Annotated in this window: 17 protein-coding genes; 11 read left to right on the top strand and 6 right to left on the bottom strand. The window is 47.5% G+C overall.

Annotated features, from left to right (window positions below; all coding sequences use genetic code 11):
* The first annotated feature begins 16 nt into the window (after window positions 1-16).
* From BM100_RS24060 to BM100_RS10560, 11 genes are read left to right on the top strand one after another with little or no spacing between them, the layout of a single operon-like run.
* The gene (locus tag BM100_RS24060; protein WP_273554506.1) at window positions 17-157 is read left to right on the top strand and encodes a DUF6890 family protein; all 141 of its coding nucleotides are present in this window, start codon (window positions 17-19) and stop codon (window positions 155-157) included.
* On the top strand, window positions 154-2,202 hold the full coding sequence (locus BM100_RS10515; RefSeq protein ID WP_092510679.1) for a phage tail tape measure protein: 2,049 nt from the start codon (window positions 154-156) through the stop codon (window positions 2,200-2,202). The genes BM100_RS24060 and BM100_RS10515 overlap by 4 nt, the downstream gene beginning before the upstream one ends.
* Window positions 2,195-2,530: a DUF2590 family protein gene (locus tag BM100_RS10520; protein WP_092510875.1), complete on the top strand. Its 336-nt coding sequence runs from the start codon at window positions 2,195-2,197 to the stop codon at window positions 2,528-2,530. The genes BM100_RS10515 and BM100_RS10520 overlap by 8 nt, the downstream gene beginning before the upstream one ends.
* On the top strand, window positions 2,520-3,704 hold the full coding sequence (locus tag BM100_RS10525) for a baseplate J/gp47 family protein (RefSeq protein ID WP_092510681.1): 1,185 nt from the start codon (window positions 2,520-2,522) through the stop codon (window positions 3,702-3,704). The genes BM100_RS10520 and BM100_RS10525 overlap by 11 nt, the downstream gene beginning before the upstream one ends.
* Window positions 3,697-4,353, top strand: a complete 657-nt coding sequence (locus BM100_RS10530; RefSeq protein WP_092510683.1) for a phage tail protein — start codon at window positions 3,697-3,699, stop codon at window positions 4,351-4,353. The genes BM100_RS10525 and BM100_RS10530 overlap by 8 nt, the downstream gene beginning before the upstream one ends.
* A 9-nt stretch (window positions 4,354-4,362) precedes the next feature.
* Window positions 4,363-6,345: a phage tail-collar fiber domain-containing protein gene (locus tag BM100_RS10535; RefSeq protein ID WP_092510685.1), complete on the top strand. Its 1,983-nt coding sequence runs from the start codon at window positions 4,363-4,365 to the stop codon at window positions 6,343-6,345.
* A gap of 1 nt (window position 6,346) precedes the next feature.
* Complete coding sequence (locus BM100_RS10540) at window positions 6,347-6,769, top strand: tail fiber assembly protein (protein ID WP_092510687.1); 423 nt, start codon at window positions 6,347-6,349, stop codon at window positions 6,767-6,769.
* A complete protein-coding gene (locus BM100_RS10545; RefSeq protein WP_092510689.1) occupies window positions 6,769-7,497 on the top strand; it encodes a hypothetical protein in 729 nt (242 codons plus the stop codon). Before BM100_RS10540 ends, BM100_RS10545 begins: the two co-directional genes overlap by 1 nt.
* Entirely contained in the window at window positions 7,469-8,008 is a 540-nt protein-coding gene (locus tag BM100_RS10550; RefSeq protein ID WP_092510691.1) for a baseplate complex protein, read from the top strand. The genes BM100_RS10545 and BM100_RS10550 overlap by 29 nt, the downstream gene beginning before the upstream one ends.
* Window positions 8,005-9,924 carry a hypothetical protein gene (locus tag BM100_RS10555; RefSeq protein WP_244590628.1) on the top strand — a complete coding sequence of 640 codons (1,920 nt, stop codon included), beginning with the start codon at window positions 8,005-8,007 and terminating at the stop codon, window positions 9,922-9,924. Before BM100_RS10550 ends, BM100_RS10555 begins: the two co-directional genes overlap by 4 nt.
* 2 nt (window positions 9,925-9,926) lie before the next feature.
* Window positions 9,927-10,772 (top strand): DUF6402 family protein, encoded by an 846-nt coding sequence (locus tag BM100_RS10560; RefSeq protein ID WP_092510693.1) that lies wholly within the window; start codon window positions 9,927-9,929, stop codon window positions 10,770-10,772.
* Window positions 10,773-11,187: 415 nt separating this feature from the next.
* Here BM100_RS10560 and BM100_RS10565 read toward each other — a convergent pair whose 3' ends face one another.
* The 6 genes from BM100_RS10565 to BM100_RS10590 form a co-directional block, all read right to left on the bottom strand.
* The gene (locus tag BM100_RS10565; RefSeq protein WP_092510695.1) at window positions 11,188-12,612 is read right to left on the bottom strand and encodes an MFS transporter; all 1,425 of its coding nucleotides are present in this window, start codon (window positions 12,610-12,612) and stop codon (window positions 11,188-11,190) included.
* The gene (locus BM100_RS10570) at window positions 12,599-12,844 is read right to left on the bottom strand and encodes a hypothetical protein (protein ID WP_092510697.1); all 246 of its coding nucleotides are present in this window, start codon (window positions 12,842-12,844) and stop codon (window positions 12,599-12,601) included. Before BM100_RS10570 ends, BM100_RS10565 begins: the two co-directional genes overlap by 14 nt.
* Before the next feature lie 385 nt (window positions 12,845-13,229).
* Complete coding sequence (locus tag BM100_RS10575; protein WP_092510699.1) at window positions 13,230-14,459, bottom strand: beta-ketoacyl-ACP synthase; 1,230 nt, start codon at window positions 14,457-14,459, stop codon at window positions 13,230-13,232.
* Window positions 14,456-15,187 carry a 3-ketoacyl-ACP reductase FabG2 gene (locus BM100_RS10580; protein ID WP_092510701.1) on the bottom strand — a complete coding sequence of 244 codons (732 nt, stop codon included), beginning with the start codon at window positions 15,185-15,187 and terminating at the stop codon, window positions 14,456-14,458. The genes BM100_RS10575 and BM100_RS10580 overlap by 4 nt, the downstream gene beginning before the upstream one ends.
* A 1-nt stretch (window position 15,188) precedes the next feature.
* Window positions 15,189-15,662: a hotdog family protein gene (locus BM100_RS10585; RefSeq protein ID WP_338066834.1), complete on the bottom strand. Its 474-nt coding sequence runs from the start codon at window positions 15,660-15,662 to the stop codon at window positions 15,189-15,191.
* Window positions 15,659-16,825: a beta-ketoacyl-[acyl-carrier-protein] synthase family protein gene (locus BM100_RS10590; protein WP_092510705.1), complete on the bottom strand. Its 1,167-nt coding sequence runs from the start codon at window positions 16,823-16,825 to the stop codon at window positions 15,659-15,661. The genes BM100_RS10585 and BM100_RS10590 overlap by 4 nt, the downstream gene beginning before the upstream one ends.
* Between the last annotated feature and the right edge of the window lie 3 nt (window positions 16,826-16,828).

The following is a 16,828-nucleotide window of genomic DNA, read 5'->3' on the forward strand; positions in this document are numbered from 1 at the left end:
TGAACAGGCCTTAACTTTGCGTCGTCATTATTTACCAAATGAAAACGATGAGACGGAAAATTTAGCCCGTGCAATTTGGTTGGATAATCGATATTGGGAATATACACGTATTGCAACTGCAAATGGAATTGCGTTGGCATTAAAGGGTGAGCCATGACTTTAGGTTCTATATACAGTTTAATTAGTAGTATTACACAACCTATTGCCGGTATAAAAACGGAACTTCGTGAGCTAGGCAGTAAATCGCAAGAGGCATTTGGAAAAATTGCCGCTGGTGGACAGACAATTTCTGATTCATTCTGGTCAACGCATAGTTTCCTTGAATCAGCCATTCAAATGGATGACGCCTTACAATCAGCCTCATTGCAAGGCATTGATAGCGGTGTTATGGCAAAAATTGCCAAAGACTCAGTGACTTTCAGCTCACAGTATGGCAAGTCAGCCATTGAATTTGTCAACTCTGCTGCGGAAATTAACAAGGCCGTACAAGGGCTGGAGCAAACGGAATTGCCCCAGATGACCAAGATTGCCAATACCACGGCGGTGGCCCTGAAAACCAGCGCAACCGATGCTGCAACCTATATGGGGAAAATGTTCGATCTGTTTTCTGAGGATGCTGAATCGGTAGGGAATCTCCAGTTTGCCGAAGAGTTGTCAGGCAAAGCTGTGTTTATGGCGCAAACATTCGGCACCAGTATGCCGGAAATGACACAACTCTTGGAAGGCGCTCGCAAGGCGGGAACAAACTTCGGTGTGGGAATTGATGAGCAACTGGCGGTATTGGGCCAATTGCAGAGTTCGCTGGGCGATGAATCCAGCCGTGCTTATGAATCCTTCTTGTCGGTGGCGGTCAGCGGCGGGAAAAGTCTGGGATTGAGTTTTGTTAATGCATCCGGCCAGATGCTGTCCATGCCGGAAATGCTGGAAAAACTACAGGCTAAATACGGCACAAGCATTGAAGGCAATTTGAAAGCTCAGGCTGAAATTGAGGCGGCCTTTGGTGATTCTGCCGTGGTGGTCAAGGCGCTTTTCAGTGATGTGGATACGCTAAACAAAAATATAGCCGAGCTGGGTGCGAATGACGGAATGGACCGTACCCGTGCAATGGCAGCACAGATGGCTGATCCGTGGGAGCGGCTACAACAAATCTGGCAGAACCTGCATATTTTGATTGGGTCAGCATTGTTGCCGGTGATAAAACCATTGGTGAATTGGCTCGCCGATACCAGCCAAGTGCTGGTGCGCTGGATGAAACTGTTCCCCAACATTGCGCGCTGGGTTGGTTATATCACATTGGCAATTATGAACTTCACTGTAGCAGGTGCAGTCGCCAATATCGTGATGGGAATATCCAAATTTATTCTGATTGGGCTGAGAGGCATTTTTGTTGCTTTTACGTTGATTACAAAATTGGGAACCGCGGCCATATGGCTTTATAACTCAGCTATCACTGCATGGAGTCGTGGTTTGGCAATATTACGCGGTACATTATTGGCTATCCGAATGGCAGCGGTTTTGGCGGGTATTTCATTCAGCTTCATGAGTTGGCCGGTATTATTGATTATTGCGGCTATCGCATTGCTGGCTTACGGAATTTATAAACTAATCCAGAATTGGGATGAAATAAAGGCTTCCATTATGGATACAGAAGCTTTTAAGAAAGTGGCCTCTGCTGCACAGTGGATTGGAAATATATTTGAAGAATCTTTCGCGTGTATTGCTGAAAAATGGAATGAACTGGCAAATTTATTTAGTGATTTTTCACTTTCAGATATGTTCTCCGGTCTTGGTGATATATTGAGTTTTATTCCGGGTTTTGGCGCTGCATCTATTGGGGCTAAAGTTATTGGAAAAGTCATCGCTGATCCTGTGGAGAATACTATTTCCTCCAATATGGGAATTGATGAAAACACTCAAAAATTGATAGCTCAACCAAATAATATATTGCAGGGGCAATCTCAGGCAATGCTACAACCTATGCCAACTCAATCCGTGCAAGCAATTAACCCTCAAGAAAATAACGGAATATTAACCGGAGGAAAAATGCAGGGTATTAATAGAAACGGCTTGATTAATGAAGTAGCCAGTAATTCACAAACTGTTAATGACAACAGCCGCCGGATTGAAAGTGTGACACTGAATATTTCCAATAGCATGACACCGGATCAATTAATGGAATGGGAACATGTGGCTTATGGATAAACCTAAATATATTGATTTATTAATTAGTGAGCGTGATTTTACGCTTAATTCAGGGAATGAACCACTTTTCTGTAATAACCGAACTTCTATTGGGCAGGATTGTGTTCACGCAATTATTGAAAGTGGTTTAGCAACCAATTTAATTGCCGAACGCAGCCCGACCTTACGGGCAGATATTCACACTCGGATAGTTATCTTAGTTGAAAACGACGAACGGATTATTCCGGGAACGGTCAGCATCAATGAAGAATCGCCGACGAAATTATGGATCACGGCTGAAACTTACGATTTTGGTCATATTAATGTGAGCGTAGGAAATGGAAACTAAGCCAAACATTGATTACGAAAAGGTACTGCGTGACAGCGGAATGCCGACTACGGAAACCGACATCAGCGCCGCTTTTGCCAAGGTTGTGGATGACGCGGGGCTGGTAACCAATACATCAAAAATGTCTCCGTTCTGGCGGTTGATTAACACCATCGTGACGCGCCCGGTACTGTGGCTCAAAGAGGCATTAATCAATGTCACGTTGAAAAACATGTATCTGGCGACTGCATCGGGGGCATGGCTGGATATGTTTGCGTGGGGCGTCAATCTGAAACGCAAACCCGCCTCAGCAGCACAAGGCGTGATCCGTTTTTATAAAGCAGCGGGCGCTTCCTCTGTCACCGTACCTGCCGGAACGGTTATCCAGACTGAGCGTCTTAATGGTGAAATTTACCGTGTCAGTACCGCAGAAAGCGCGGTAATTGCCGAGGGTGCCACGAGTGCTTTGCTGCCTGTTTCAGCAGCCTCGGCAGGCGGCGCGTTTAACCTCGCACCCGGCTACTTTCGCATTCTGCCTGTGGCTGTTTCCGGCATTGAACGGGTACAAAATGAAGAAGGGTGGCTATTGACGCCCGGTGCAGATGCAGAATCCGACGACGATTTACGCGACCGTTGCCGCAACCAGTATAACTTGGTCGGCAACTACCACACCGATGCTGTTTACCGGGGCATGATTGCTGCCGTGGCGGGCTTAAGTATCGACCGCATCTTTTTTCTGCACGATGCCCCCCGTGGCGCAGGCACTGCCAATGCCTATTTGTTGCTGGATTCGGGCGTAATTAGCCAGCCGTTTGTTGATGCGGTGAACGATTACATTACCAATCAGGGGCATCATGGGCACGGGGATGATATGCAGTGCCTGCCGATGCCGGAAACCCATCATGAACTGACGGTGACGCTGTTTGTGGAAAATCTGGCGAATTACAGTCAGGAACAAATCATTCGGCTGAAAACCGATGTCGGCAACCTTGTTCGTTGTGCCTTTCGGGAAAACACCGAATATAAGGTGAAGAAAACGTGGCCGTACTCACGATTCTCTTTTTCGAACTTGGGGCGTGAAATTCACCGTGAATTCAGCGAAATCACCTCACTGACGCTTTCATTGGATGACATTATCAGTGAGCTAAGTATACCGCGTCTGCGATCGCTGACCGTCGAGGTGAAAAATGTCTGAGTTTAGGGAACGTCTTGCACGGCTGGCGTTGCCCTCATGGATGAACAAGGGCGAGCCTGCCAAATTACTGCATGCTACACGGGCTTTCTGGTCGCAGATTTATGATTGGCTGACATGGCCGCTGGCGCAATTGGATGCGGAAACCTGCACCGAATCACTGTTGTCAGTGCTGGCTTACCAGCGGGATATCCAACGTTTTAACGGTGAACCGCTGTCATTGTTCCGCAAGCGGGTGAAGTACGCCTTTATCAACGCCAGAGATGCGGGCAGTGCCGCTGGCTTTATTGCCATCTTTGATCGTTTGGGCGTGGGCTATGTGGAATTGCAGGAACGCCAGCCGGGCATTGATTGGGATGTGATTATTCTGCGCGTCAGTGACGGACAGATAGCCGAAAACCCGGAATTGCTGATGAGCATCATCCGACAGTATGGCCGCACCTGTCGTCGCTACCGTTTTGAGGTGATCGCCAAAAATCAGTTGCTGATGCGTGTGGGGAGTGTAGGAGCTGATTACTGCTGTTATCACGCCGCCATGCCAATACAGCCGCTTTTGTTAAGGGTAGGTCATATCTCGGGTGAAGCCGTTTGTGACAATGCCCGCTTGAAAGAAAATACTGCATCGCATGTCACATACGGTGCTTCATTATAAGGAAATTGTATGTCTTCAGTGATTACTGTCGATTTTGAAAGATGGAAGGCACAGCAAGTTGCTGCCGGAAACTCGGTAGTGCTGGATGAATTTGTCTTTGCATATGTGCCGGATTTAGATCCGGCGAAAGATATCAGCCGCAGCGAGAAATTGCCTGATCAAAACCAAATCGTACACCGTCAGGCGGTGAATAAAACCGGGCTTGCCAGTGAAAATGCGGTGGCTTACAGCGTTACGCTGGGCACAGAAGTCGGCGACTTTGATTTTAACTGGATTGGCTTGCTGAATAAGGGCTCTGGCGTGATTGGTATGATCACCCATGCGCCAACTCAGAAGAAAATCAAAACTGCTAATGGATTGCAGGGCAATGTGCTAACTCGTTCTTTCTTGCTGGAGTTTGAAGGCGCAGCGAAAGAGACTGCCATTACCACCACGGCGGAAACATGGCAGATTGATTTTACTGCACGTTTGTCCGGCATGGATGAAATGCAACGCTTGATTAATACCGACAGTTACGGCGAAGCGGCTTTTTTTGAGGATGGCTTTGCGGTAATTCGCAAGGGTGAGCAGTACACGGTGAAAAAAGGGCTGGCTTATGTGGGCGGGCTGCGTGGTGTATTGGAGTTTGACCAAACACTGAACTCGATGCGCAATACCCGTGTGTATGCGGATTTTAGTTATCAGGGCAATCTCGTGAGCCAGTGGAAAACGGTAGTGAAAATCACTGTTGCCAATGAGCTGAAAAACTATGTGGATGCGGCAGGTTATCCGCATTATGTGTTTGCGATTGCCCAGATTGATGGTAACGGCAATATTTCCGACTTGCGTCCTAAAGGCGCATTGAGTGATCGCGATATTGCTATGATGAAACAAGAGATTGGCAAGGTGAAACTGGACTATGCCACCAATACGGCTTTAAATGAGGTAAGAGGGCTGGCGAATACAGCAAACCAAAACGCCACTCATGCCAGCAACAATGCAAATACCCGATTGGAAAAAGGAAAAAATTTGTCTGACCTAGCCAATAAAGTGCTAGCCCGGCAGGCGCTTGCACTTAAATCGGCGGCGATTCGTGATGTGACCCAGTCTCAGTCGGATACCACGGCAGGACATCTGGTTCAGGTGGGCGATTATGGTTTCGGTATTGCTAATGGGGACACGGAGTCCTTGCGAAGCATTTACGATATCACCTGCACACGATTATACCGGGCGTTGGGTCAGGCTTCTGCTGCACCAACGGAAGGCATGCCGGAGAACTCCGGCAATATTATGTTTTCCGTACTGGCGCTGAACATTTATGCCGGACAATATTGGGTCACCCTGACCAGTACGAATCAGTTTTATGTCGGGATGGTGAACACGGACAGCAAAACGGTATCGTGGGTACAACATTATAGCCCCACATTTAAACCGTCCGCAGCTGATATAGGCGCACAACCGAAAGGCAGCTACGCAAGAGGGGATTTATATACAGCAAAAACTGATGCCAGTCTTATCTATTCACCCAATAAACGAGCGATGTTATCCATTGGGGATACTGGTTGGTTATCGTTGAAGGGCGAAACCGCAAAAACAGCAAACTTTGCTGTTGACAGTACAGGAATAATCAGGCGAGGACTGGCAACCATTGCGACAGGCGGAACCGAAGCAACGACCGCAGCACAGGCACGAATAAATCTAGGATTATCATTTGATTTTGCCAAAAATAATCCTGTGAGTTATACGCTGCCCGGAGGATTAATACTAAAAGCAGGATTCGGCACTACCACTGAACATGCCGTGTCGGTGACCTTCATCAAGGCATTTCCGCATACCTGCATTGCAGGCGGGCCGTTGAGCGCCGAAGAGGGGACGAATGATTATGTGATGGCGCAAGGCGTGTCTAGGAATAAGAACGGCTTAACGCTGGCATTTTATCGCAATCTGCCAGAAGTCGCACCATCGGCGAACATTAAGCCGCTCACTTATTCATGGTTTGCTATAGGATATTAAGATGAATATTTATTTTAGCCCATCAGAATGCGGCTTCTATCCCATCGCCGATAAGCCGTTATATGAAGCAGGGGCGGGCTGGCCATCAGATGCCCTGCCAATTAGTGATGAAGATTATCACACCTTACTAGCGGGGCAAATTGTTGGGAAAACTATAATGCCCGGTGAAAGGGGGTATCCAACTCTGAGGGACCCACTCCCGCCCTCAGCCGAGGAGCAACGGCAACAGGCAGAATCCGAGAAAAGGCAATTATTGGGCGTGGCAAAAGAGAAAATTGCTATCTGGCAGGACGCTATGGATCTTGGTATGGCAACAAATGCTGAGAAAATTACCCTGACTGAATGGCGTAAATATCGTGTACTGCTCAATCGGGTTGATTGTTCAACCGCCCCGGATATCGATTGGCCGGAGCAACCGAAATAATGCACTGGCAGCGTAAAACCCTGCAACTGTCCCCGACTTTGTCGGGGATATCCGCCAGTATCGTGCCCGTACACCCGTTTATCTACGGCGTCGGGCAGCAGGCGAACAGCGGCAGCTACTTAAGCCCGACGAACGCCGTGCATTACCTGTCAAACAAACTAACAGGCGCAGGCACCTTGAATGCCCTTGTGTTGATGATTTGCGCCAAGACTCATGATGACTTTATGCAGCACCTTACGCAATTTTCATCGGTGCTGCCCTTGCCAGTCTTCTCTCAGGTCACGCGCATGGCAAAAACCGCAGGCAATTTAGCAATCACCAAAATGCAATTGCCGGGCAAGCAGGGCGGCGGTTTACCGTTGCCGCAGCCACTGTCAACGGCGACTAGTCGAGCGGCGGCTAATGCTCAATTGATTGCACAGGCAAAAACTCAAGCCAGCGCAGGCAATAGTTTGGCGGAGCTAAAATCCCAGATAACAAATTTTGCTACTGCCAGACAAAACGCCTTGCAGCAAGTCAGTGATGCCTTGAGTGGGGCAATGGGTAAAACGGTCAGTGTCTGGGCATTTACCGGAACAGGCAACGGCGCATTGTTGGCGGAGAAGATGCGACAGGATATCCCGGAGCCGGACGCCGTTTACACATTGGCGACACTCTTTGTCGGGGATGACATAAGTTCACTAGAAAGGATGCTATCACATGAGCCAGATTATCACCCTCGCCCTTGATGGTGAGGCCATCCCGTTAAAAAGCCTGACCGTCACACCGTCGGTTATGTTTCAGGATAAAGACCAGAGCGGACAATCTTCCAGCACCACGGTTGCCGAACAGGGCATCAAGCCGAAGGAGCTGAAAGTCACCGGGATTATTCCTTTTACTGAACATAAAGCGCTGTCTCGATTGTTTGCTCTGGCAGAAGCCAAAGAAAACGGTCAGTTGAAACGCTACCGTGTTGCCAACCTGACCGCACAGGCCATCAACTTTCGTATCGGTACATTTACCAGCACGATTGATGCCAGCAAAGTTGACGGAAAACAGGCATGGCAGGTCAATTTTACTTTGCGTGAACATCTGTCCGTCTCGGAAAAACGTGACGAGCGCGCTGCCAATAAGATTCAGGTTAAGAAACAAACAAAGCAAGGTGGAGGCGTCGTCGAGGAAGAGCAGGAAGAATTAACGTGGTTTGAGCGCCATGTATTGAAACCCATTAATGATTGGATAGGGCCGATAGAAAAATGAAACCCATTAACCGACTTTATCTGTCCGGCGATGAAACTCATTTGGTAGACGCCAATCTTATGTTGGAACTCTCATCCTGTGGGCGGGGTTTTATCACGGCTGAAACCACCACGGATTACACTGGAAAACTCGTCCGGCTGGATGTGGGTTATACCAATCTGATGCTGCGTTGGTTTACGGGCTATGTGGAGCGTTCCCAGCCTGCCCAAAACGGCTATCAACGCCTATTTGTGCGTGAACTGGTCGGGGTGTTTGAGCGCCAGTGGCCGTGTTCGTTTCAGCATCCCACCCTGCGCCAGATTGCTGCTTGGTTGCAGGAACACAGTAAATTGACGTTTACCTTGCCCGATGCGCCTTATATGGATAAGCCTGTCCCACATTACACCCATAATGGTACGGGGTATCAGCTACTGGGCAGTTTGGGGCAGATCTTTGCCATTGAGGATTATGTTTGGCATCAATTACCTGATGGGACGGTTTATATTGGGAGTTGGGCGCATTCGATGTTTGCGGAAAAGCCGGTTGAAATTCCTAATGAATTCAGCAAAAGCCAGTCTGCCGGCAATTCGATGACCATCCCCATGATCCAATCATTGCGGCCCGGTTTTGTCGTCAATCAGCATCGGTTGAACAAGGTCAACTTGGTCAATGAAAGCATGACCATCACATGGTTACCCAAAGGCCAAACGGAGAATAAAACCCCCGCGCAGCGCCAAATTGATGCGGCTTACCCTGAATTATCGGCCGGGCTGCATTTACCTAAATTTGCCCGCATTGAAGCGCACACTGAAAGTACAGCCAGCGGTGATATCTCTGATCGATTCCGCCCGCGCTATGCGGTTGATGTGCAATTGTTGGGCGATGATGGCAAAGACGCCGCCGTCCCGGTTTATAAGGCTGTTCCGCTGCCTTTGCCGATGGCGGGTGGTGAGTCGGGCATGTTCCAATATCCGCCCATTGGCACGATAGTGGAAATCGCGTTTGAGGGTGGCAGACCCGATAAGCCGTTTATCCGCCAGACCCTGAGTCACGGCAACACTCTGCCGGATATCAAGCCGGGCGAACAGTTGCAGCAACAGCGTGCGGAAGTCTCGCAGCGCGTAACGCAAGAGGGCAGTTGGATACGGCAGACTGACCAGACCATTAATGAATCGTCCATGCACCGCGAAGTTAAGGCGGATACCGAAACGCGCAACGTGGTTGCACGGGATTCCACCGTGCAGGCAACGGATAAAACAACGGTACTGGGCACATCAACCTTACAGGCGGGGGCTGTCCAGCACATGGCTGCCGGCGATTACTGTGTGGCGGCAAACTCAAATTACCTCGCTTGTGTAGGGAACGATGCCAACGTTGAAGTGGGGCAAAAACTGATAGAAAAAGTCGGTTTGCTTAAGCAGAGTATTTCTGGCGGGAAACAAGAAATTATCGCGCCTGTGGTTTGGGTCGGCAGTGAGCAATTGAACGTTATGGCGTTGATGCTAGAAACGCTGGATGTGGTCAAGGAACTGGCAGAACTGACCGCCGCGCATACGCATCAGAATACCGATGGGCCAAAGAATGCCAGCGCGATACGCAACACAGTCTCTAATTCGGATGGGCTGAAACAGAAGTACTCGCCAGTGATTGGCGAGAATGTATCTGACTTTGGAAGTACGGTTGAAACAAATCCTGTTAGTGAAGAGGATAACACCGATGAGTCAAATGTTACCGTTCCTGAAAGAGCTTTATTTAGCCATAAATTCACGCTGAAACATCAAGGGAATGTTTGCCAAGATATTGCGTATGGAGTGGAAACGGATGAGGGACTTATTGAGGGAATATGTCAAACATCTGGAATGACGAAACAATTTGATACCCAAGAGGAAGGAAACCTTGAGGTTAAATATTTATTTCAGACAAAAATAGGGATTTAATCATGTCGATTTTTAAAACTAAAACTGTTAAAGGCGGTAAAAACACAGATATTGATGTGGAGGAGCGCTTTTATTTAAACCAACTCCCTGATGCAATGGAAAAAATGGGTTGGGAAATGGCGCCAAAATTAATGCGTCATTGGTTTAATTCTAAACCAGCGTATTCGTTTACTGAAAAAACAAAAGATCTTTATACAAGAACTGGAAATTCGGTAGATATCCCAAAAGAACAAGTGAATGATTCAATAGTTAAAATGGCTTGGGCAATTAATTATATCCAAGTCAGAGAGCGTGTAGAAGAATTACATTATATGTGGGATTCGCCTAACGGAATTCAGCTACTGAGAAAAAAACTAAGTATGAGCAAAGACAAACGCATAGGATATACTGATTCAGCTATTGAATTAGACACCTATGCACAAGTTAATTCCAGACTAATAGGGTCTATGCAAGATACCATAGATGATTATTATGGTGCTATAGGAAAAGCAAATATAAAATTAGCAGTAAGAGGATATGTTGAAAAAAGGAATTATAAAGATGTATTTATTACAGAGCTTGTAGGTGTTTATTTAAAGGATAGTTATGATTTTATAACAAAAGGTGAATTTCTTGGAGTGTGGCACAAAAACGGTGTATTAAGTAAAGCTAAGACGCTTGCTTATATGGGAATTTATGAAAGAATGGGTTGGAGAGAATTATCCGGAGAGTATTCAGGAACTGTTCCCATATTTAACGGTGATTTTAAAATGTGGCAAGAAAAGCGTAATGAAGGCAGTGATTTTATTGTTTTCTCTGATGTGTTATGGATGAAACCATTACCAAAACATAGCATATTTCACCTATGAAAACCAAATGTAAATTTTTTAAAAAACATTATTGAATTTTTTTCTCGTTACTGCTTTTATGGTATGTGTGTTATTTATATCAACTTTGTTTTTCGGTAATTGGAATAAAAACCTTAAGGTAAAGGATGAAAATTGTCAATATACCGCAGTAATTTATATGGAATTACCAATATCTTCATATTCAATGTCTAAGTTTGCTATGGGGATAAATATTTTATTGTATTATGTGACAATAACAATAAGTATGGTTGAGTTCTCCCTTGACATAAATATCAATAGAAACAGAAAGATATCAGAATTTCTAACACTCCCGCTCAAATAGCCGCCAGAATATTGAGAGATACTCTTATCACATCATCAATTCTCAGTATTTTTCTGGCGGCATTTATTTTGCAAAAATCGCCGTAAACCCTTTTTACTGCGAGGCGCTGCCACTCTTTTGGATGGCGGCCCGACGTGCGACAAATGTTGCAAGTACCGGTGCAATTGCAAAGATTGCGAACAGCCACATAGCTGCATTTTGAGCACCCGCTAAACCACCAGGATCAGAGAATCCAGCCAGATTAGCGACAATGCCAGCAAGCGCAGAACCAATGGCGGTAGCATAGAGTTGTACCGTGGTAATCGAAGTCGATGCCAGATCTTCTTGACCCGCAGGCGCATTTTTAAGTACCTGCGTGAGCAGGTGAGGCCACGTAGCACCAATGCCGATACCAACAGCCGTAAGCACGATGCATATCAATATAAAGCTAGTGGCTGAGCCAAACAGGTGTTGTGCTGGAATGATGATTGCTAGCACAAGGAGCGCAAGCACAACAAGAACAGGGCCAAGCCGAACAAATTTTTGTGCTGTATGTGGACTGCGCCCTGAACTGAATAATGAACCCACCGTCCAGCCTGCAGCCATTAATGCTGTAGCATACCCAGCGATTAATGGGCTATAACCGTGAATGGTTTGTAGAAAATAGGGGACAAATATTTCGGTCGTTATACCAATAACAAGTAGACTCATGCAGGCATAAATTGCACCAAGAGGCATGTGTATATTGTAAGCACCCGTTGGCATGAGTTTAATTTTCGCTTGATGGTCAAAGCGTGCAATTAACGCGGCTATCGTAAGCCCAGCCGCAACACCTACAATGTTTACAGAAATTTCCTTCGATAGACTGGCGACTGAGATGGTGAGCACCGATACGCCAAGTAGCAGGATCTTACCAAGTGCCACCTGCCCTGACTGAATATTGGATTTTTCATGAGAGGGGAGTTGGGTCAGCACGATTATCGCAAGTAGAGCGGCAACCGGAAGAAGAGCGATAAATGCAAAACGCCAAGAGTCTGAATGCGCAAAGATGCCTCCGATTGCAGGGCCGCAGAGCGTTGCAATCCCCCACATTCCGGAAACCATCGCCATTGCGCGGGACCACAAACGCTCATTGAATACAATACGAATAAGCGCGTAGCTCAGTGCAAACAGAATTCCACCACCGAAACCTTGGATAAATCGTCCGGTAAGCATCCATAACATATCTTTTGCACTAGAACATATGAATGTCCCTATACAGAATATAATGAGAGCAATGACATAGGCGGCGCGTGGCCCGAAACGGCTCAGTACGCTTTTGGATAATGGCGCACCGATAATAGATGCGACCATGAACAAAGTCGTATTCCATGCATAGTACTCAAGCCCACCAATATCTCGCACGACAGATGGCAGGATTGTTGTTGTGACATAGATATTGATAGCATGTAATGCAACGCCTCCGGCGAGTGCGATTGAAAGCAAACCGTTGCGCCCATAAAGCAGTTGTCCCCAAGAAGGGGGGTTAGTGGAATTCATAGGCTACCTTAATTATTGATGGATTTAAGAATGGCCATTTAGCCGGCGGAAGGTGCTGGAAAGTGAAGTATGAATGACTGCCAATCATGTCTATTTCCGAAGAATAAATTTTGATTGTTTGAGCGGCAGGATCTTGAGATGGAACGTTATGTATAGAGCTGCGTGATCCTGAAAATAGCCAAAAATTGGAGCATTGTCCTTTACGATAAAATAAGCCGTTATCTTCCATCATATTGATACTGCCCTTTACCCTCACTTTGTTTACTATAGCTGTTGTAAGCACTCCTCCGGCCGGCAAAAAATGCGATAAGCATTAGCAATAAATGGCATGAGACTATAAATGCTGTCCGTAATAATGCCTGATGTTATGCTGGCGGATTTCTATACCCTATGGATTTTAAGATGCGTCGCGGCGGCAAGGGAATGAACCCTAGGAGCATAGATAACTATGTGACTGGGGTGAATGAACGCAGCCAACAAAGAGGCAACTTGAAAGACGACGGGTATAAAATAAGAAATAACGGAAACGTAAATAAGGCCATTTGGGTTAATCACCCAATGGCCTTTAATTTTTGATTCGCGGAAATTGTTATTATCAGTGATGTTAAAACGTTAAATTAATTCCAGCGACGGATCACAATTGAGGTATTAATCCCACCAAAGGCAAAGTTATTGCTTTGAATAAATTCAGTCTGGATTTTACGCGGCTGATGCATAATGTAATCCAACTCGCCACAGGCAGGATCAACGTCGTTGAGGTTAATGGTTGGGGCGAACCAACCTTCGTTCATCATTTCGATGGATAACCATGCTTCCAGTGCTCCACAAGCCCCCAGTGTGTGACCAAAATAGCTCTTCAGTGAAGAGATTGGCGTCTGGTTGCCGAAAATATTGGCAGTCGCCTGACTTTCTGCCACATCCCCGCGCTCGGTTGCTGTACCGTGGGCGCTGATATAACCGATATCTGCCGGCTGTAATCCCGCAGATTTCAATGCCGTTTCAATGCATATCTGCATAGTTTCAGATTTTGGCTGAGTGATATGGGATGCATCACAATTCGTGGCAAACCCGATGATTTCGCCATAAATCTTGGCACCACGCGCTTTGGCATGTTCCAGTTCTTCAAGGATTAATGTCCCGGCACCTTCGCCAATCACCAGACCATCACGGTTAATATCAAATGGGGAAGGCGTGGTGTTCGGACGATCATTTTTCTGGCTGGTGGCGAACAGAGTATCAAATACGGCGGCTTCAGATGGGCACAGTTCTTCGGCTCCGCCCGCCACCATCACGGTTTGATAGCCATGACGGATGGCTTCCCACGCATAACCAATCGCTTGGCTGCCAGAGGTACACGCGCTTGAGGTTGGGATGACCCGGCCGCGCAGCCCAAAGAACAGCCCCGTATTGACCGCCGTGGTGTGTGGCATCATTTGCACATAGGTTGTGCCCGTGATGTTATTGGTATGCTTTTCAGTCAGCATGGTGGCAAATTCGCTGACGGGTTTTGTGCTGCCGGTTGAAGAACCATAAGCGATGCCCGTTTCTCCATTGGTGAGTATGGGATCATCAAGCAAGCCTGCCATCTCCAATGCCAGTTCTGTTGCACGTGTTGACATCAGAGAAACACGCCCCATGGAGCGAATGCGTTTACGGGTATAGTGTTCAGGCAGTACAAAATCGGTGACAGGTGCTCCGAGATGGGTATTTAGCCCGTCATATTCTGCCCATGCCGGCATCTGCTGGATGGTATTGGTGCCAGCTTTCAATCCGGCAGAAACAGATTGCCAGTCATGCCCCAATGCTGTGATGCCTCCCATTCCGGTGATAACAACTCTGCGGCTCATAGCATTCCTCCATTGATTGAGATGACCTGACGGGTGACATAGCCCGCAATATCCGACATCAGATAGCTGGCAAGGCCGGCGACTTCATCGGCTTGTCCCATGCGTTTCATTGGGATCATGTTCATGGCTTCTTTTAGGGCGGCTTCTTCCATCTGGATCATGTCGGTGCCAATCAACCCCGGCGCAATGCAGTTCACGGTGATTTTTCTTTTTGCCAACTCAATCGCCAAGGCTTTTGTTGCTCCGATAATGCCCGCCTTAGCAGCACTGTAATTGACTTGCCCGCGGTTGCCCATCAGGCCAGAAACGGATGACAGCGTGATAATTCGTCCGCCTTGGCGCAGCCCTATCATTGGCATCATGCATGGATGGATGACATTGTAGAAGCCATCCAGATTCGTGTGGATAACATCGTCCCAATCACTGCCTTCCAGTGCGGGGAATGCGCCATCTTTGGCGATCCCTGCATTGCAGACGATGCCATAGTAAGCGCCATGAGCGTCGATATCATTTTCCAGCACCTCACGGCAGACAGTGCGATCCGAAACATCAAAACTCAGTACGCGACCGTTGCCGCCGCTTGCCCGGATTTGTTCCAGTGTTTCTTCCGCGCCTTTGGCGTCGCGGTGATAATGTACGATGACAGTAAAACCGTCCGCTGCCAATCGATGAGCTATTGCCCTGCCGATCCCTTTGCTGGCACCGGTCACTAGAACTGAACGCATTATGCTACTCCATCCTGTTTATTAGTTGTGTAAGTTCTGTTTTGTTAGGTTGGTAGGTATTCAGGCGGCCTGTTACGAGCACAATACCGTTACAACTTATTTCACCTTCAAAACTGCCAAATTTTTCATCTTGTAATAGTAAATTCATGCGGATATCCAACACACTGCCTTGTGTGAAAGCGGGTACCTGACAACGAATCGCCCGGCCTCCCAGCAACATCCCCAGAGCTGAATCCTCTTCTTCATTTTTTTTGCGATGCCAGCCAGACCAGACACCAATGGTCTGGGCCATGATTTCAATGGCAAACCAACCCGGCAAATCACCTTGTTCATTAAGGAAAGGGGACAGTACGCCATTTTTGCTGACGGTCACCTGACAATAGACATGGCTGTCAGAAACATTGGCAACGTTATCCAGTAACACCATCGGCGATTCATGCGGGAGATAGCTGTCTACAGGTAAATAATCAGCCATCATGCAACTCCTAATATCAAGCTGGTATTGTTTCCACCAAAAGCAAAAGAATTTGACATGATAATGGGTTTTTCCAAGCGTTTGGGTTGAGTTAACAGGCCACAGCCCGGCAATGAACTGTCTATTCGTGAGTGCGAAAAATCTTGGGCTGGCAGGGGAAGATTGCGTGTGAGCATCAACCAGCACAGCCCGGCTTCACATGCACCGGCTGCGCCCAGCGTATGGCCTGTTAGATACTTGGTTGAACTGCTCGGTATGTTTTCACCAAAAATCTGATTAACGATGAGGGATTCCATCTGGTCATTCAATTTTGTGCCGGTTCCATGCAAGTTGATATAACCGATTTCTGCCGGGGATAACGCGGCGTTGTTCAACGCCATATTGATGGCTTCCATGGCGCCTTTGCCTTCCGGATGAGGCGCGGACATATGCCAGGCATCACTGGATTCACCTGCACCCAGCAATGCAACAGGATGTGGCTCCCGCGTGAGCAGCAGTAACGTTGACGCTTCCCCGATAGTAATTCCCTGACGATTTTCACAAAAGGGTTCGCACAGGGCAGGAGAAAGCGATTCGAGGCTATTGAATCCATTGATTGGCATACGGCTCAGTGTGTCTGCGCCACCAACAATTGCGACATCCACTAATCCCATTTCAATGAGTCGCTGACCGCTGATAATTGCACGTGAACTGGATGAACAAGCCGTGGAAATGGTAAATGCAGGCCCGTCAATACCGAGGTAATTGGCAAGGAAGCGGGAAGGATCCCCCAACTCTTGTTGGTAATAATGGTATCGATCATCGGGTTGTTGATGGAAAGTCCGGCTGACATGCTGGTCCCCTTCTTCTAGACCCGATGTGCTGGTTCCCATGATAACGGCAACGCGTTCCCTGCCATGGCGGGCGATAGCCGCATCTACCTGTGGTTTTATTTGCAACAATGCAGCCAGCAGCAACCGATTGTTACGACTGTTATGTTTGGACAGATCATCCGGAATGGCCGGCAGTTCACCGTCAACACCGCCAAGGCAGCAGGTTTTGTCGGGTTGCAACCAGCCTGAACGCTCATACATGCCGGGAGCGTGGCCGAGTACGAGATTTTGGGCGATATCATCCACATTGTTACCCAAGGCATTGAGCATACCCACCGCAGAAATATAAATCATGTT

The organism is Xenorhabdus mauleonii (assembly GCF_900113945.1).
Taxonomy (GTDB): Bacteria; Pseudomonadota; Gammaproteobacteria; order Enterobacterales; family Enterobacteriaceae; genus Xenorhabdus; species Xenorhabdus mauleonii.

Excerpts from the sequence above, each read along its gene's own strand:
- BM100_RS10530 (WP_092510683.1), top strand. The coding sequence starts at position 3,697 with ATGTCTGAGTTTAGGGAACGTCTTGCACGGCTGGCGTTGCCCTCATGG.
- BM100_RS10545 (WP_092510689.1), top strand. The coding sequence starts at position 6,769 with ATGCACTGGCAGCGTAAAACCCTGCAACTGTCCCCGACTTTGTCGGGG.
- BM100_RS10540 (WP_092510687.1), top strand. The coding sequence starts at position 6,347 with ATGAATATTTATTTTAGCCCATCAGAATGCGGCTTCTATCCCATCGCC.
- BM100_RS10565 (WP_092510695.1), bottom strand. The coding sequence starts at position 12,612 with ATGAATTCCACTAACCCCCCTTCTTGGGGACAACTGCTTTATGGGCGC.
- BM100_RS10570 (WP_092510697.1), bottom strand. The coding sequence starts at position 12,844 with ATGATGGAAGATAACGGCTTATTTTATCGTAAAGGACAATGCTCCAAT.
- BM100_RS10560 (WP_092510693.1), top strand. The coding sequence starts at position 9,927 with ATGTCGATTTTTAAAACTAAAACTGTTAAAGGCGGTAAAAACACAGAT.
- BM100_RS10520 (WP_092510875.1), top strand. The coding sequence starts at position 2,195 with ATGGATAAACCTAAATATATTGATTTATTAATTAGTGAGCGTGATTTT.
- BM100_RS10590 (WP_092510705.1), bottom strand. The coding sequence starts at position 16,825 with ATGATTTATATTTCTGCGGTGGGTATGCTCAATGCCTTGGGTAACAAT.
- BM100_RS10575 (WP_092510699.1), bottom strand. The coding sequence starts at position 14,459 with ATGAGCCGCAGAGTTGTTATCACCGGAATGGGAGGCATCACAGCATTG.
- BM100_RS10550 (WP_092510691.1), top strand. The coding sequence starts at position 7,469 with ATGAGCCAGATTATCACCCTCGCCCTTGATGGTGAGGCCATCCCGTTA.
- BM100_RS10585 (WP_338066834.1), bottom strand. The coding sequence starts at position 15,662 with ATGATGGCTGATTATTTACCTGTAGACAGCTATCTCCCGCATGAATCG.
- BM100_RS10515 (WP_092510679.1), top strand. The coding sequence starts at position 154 with ATGACTTTAGGTTCTATATACAGTTTAATTAGTAGTATTACACAACCT.
- BM100_RS10555 (WP_244590628.1), top strand. The coding sequence starts at position 8,005 with ATGAAACCCATTAACCGACTTTATCTGTCCGGCGATGAAACTCATTTG.
- BM100_RS10535 (WP_092510685.1), top strand. The coding sequence starts at position 4,363 with ATGTCTTCAGTGATTACTGTCGATTTTGAAAGATGGAAGGCACAGCAA.
- BM100_RS10525 (WP_092510681.1), top strand. The coding sequence starts at position 2,520 with ATGGAAACTAAGCCAAACATTGATTACGAAAAGGTACTGCGTGACAGC.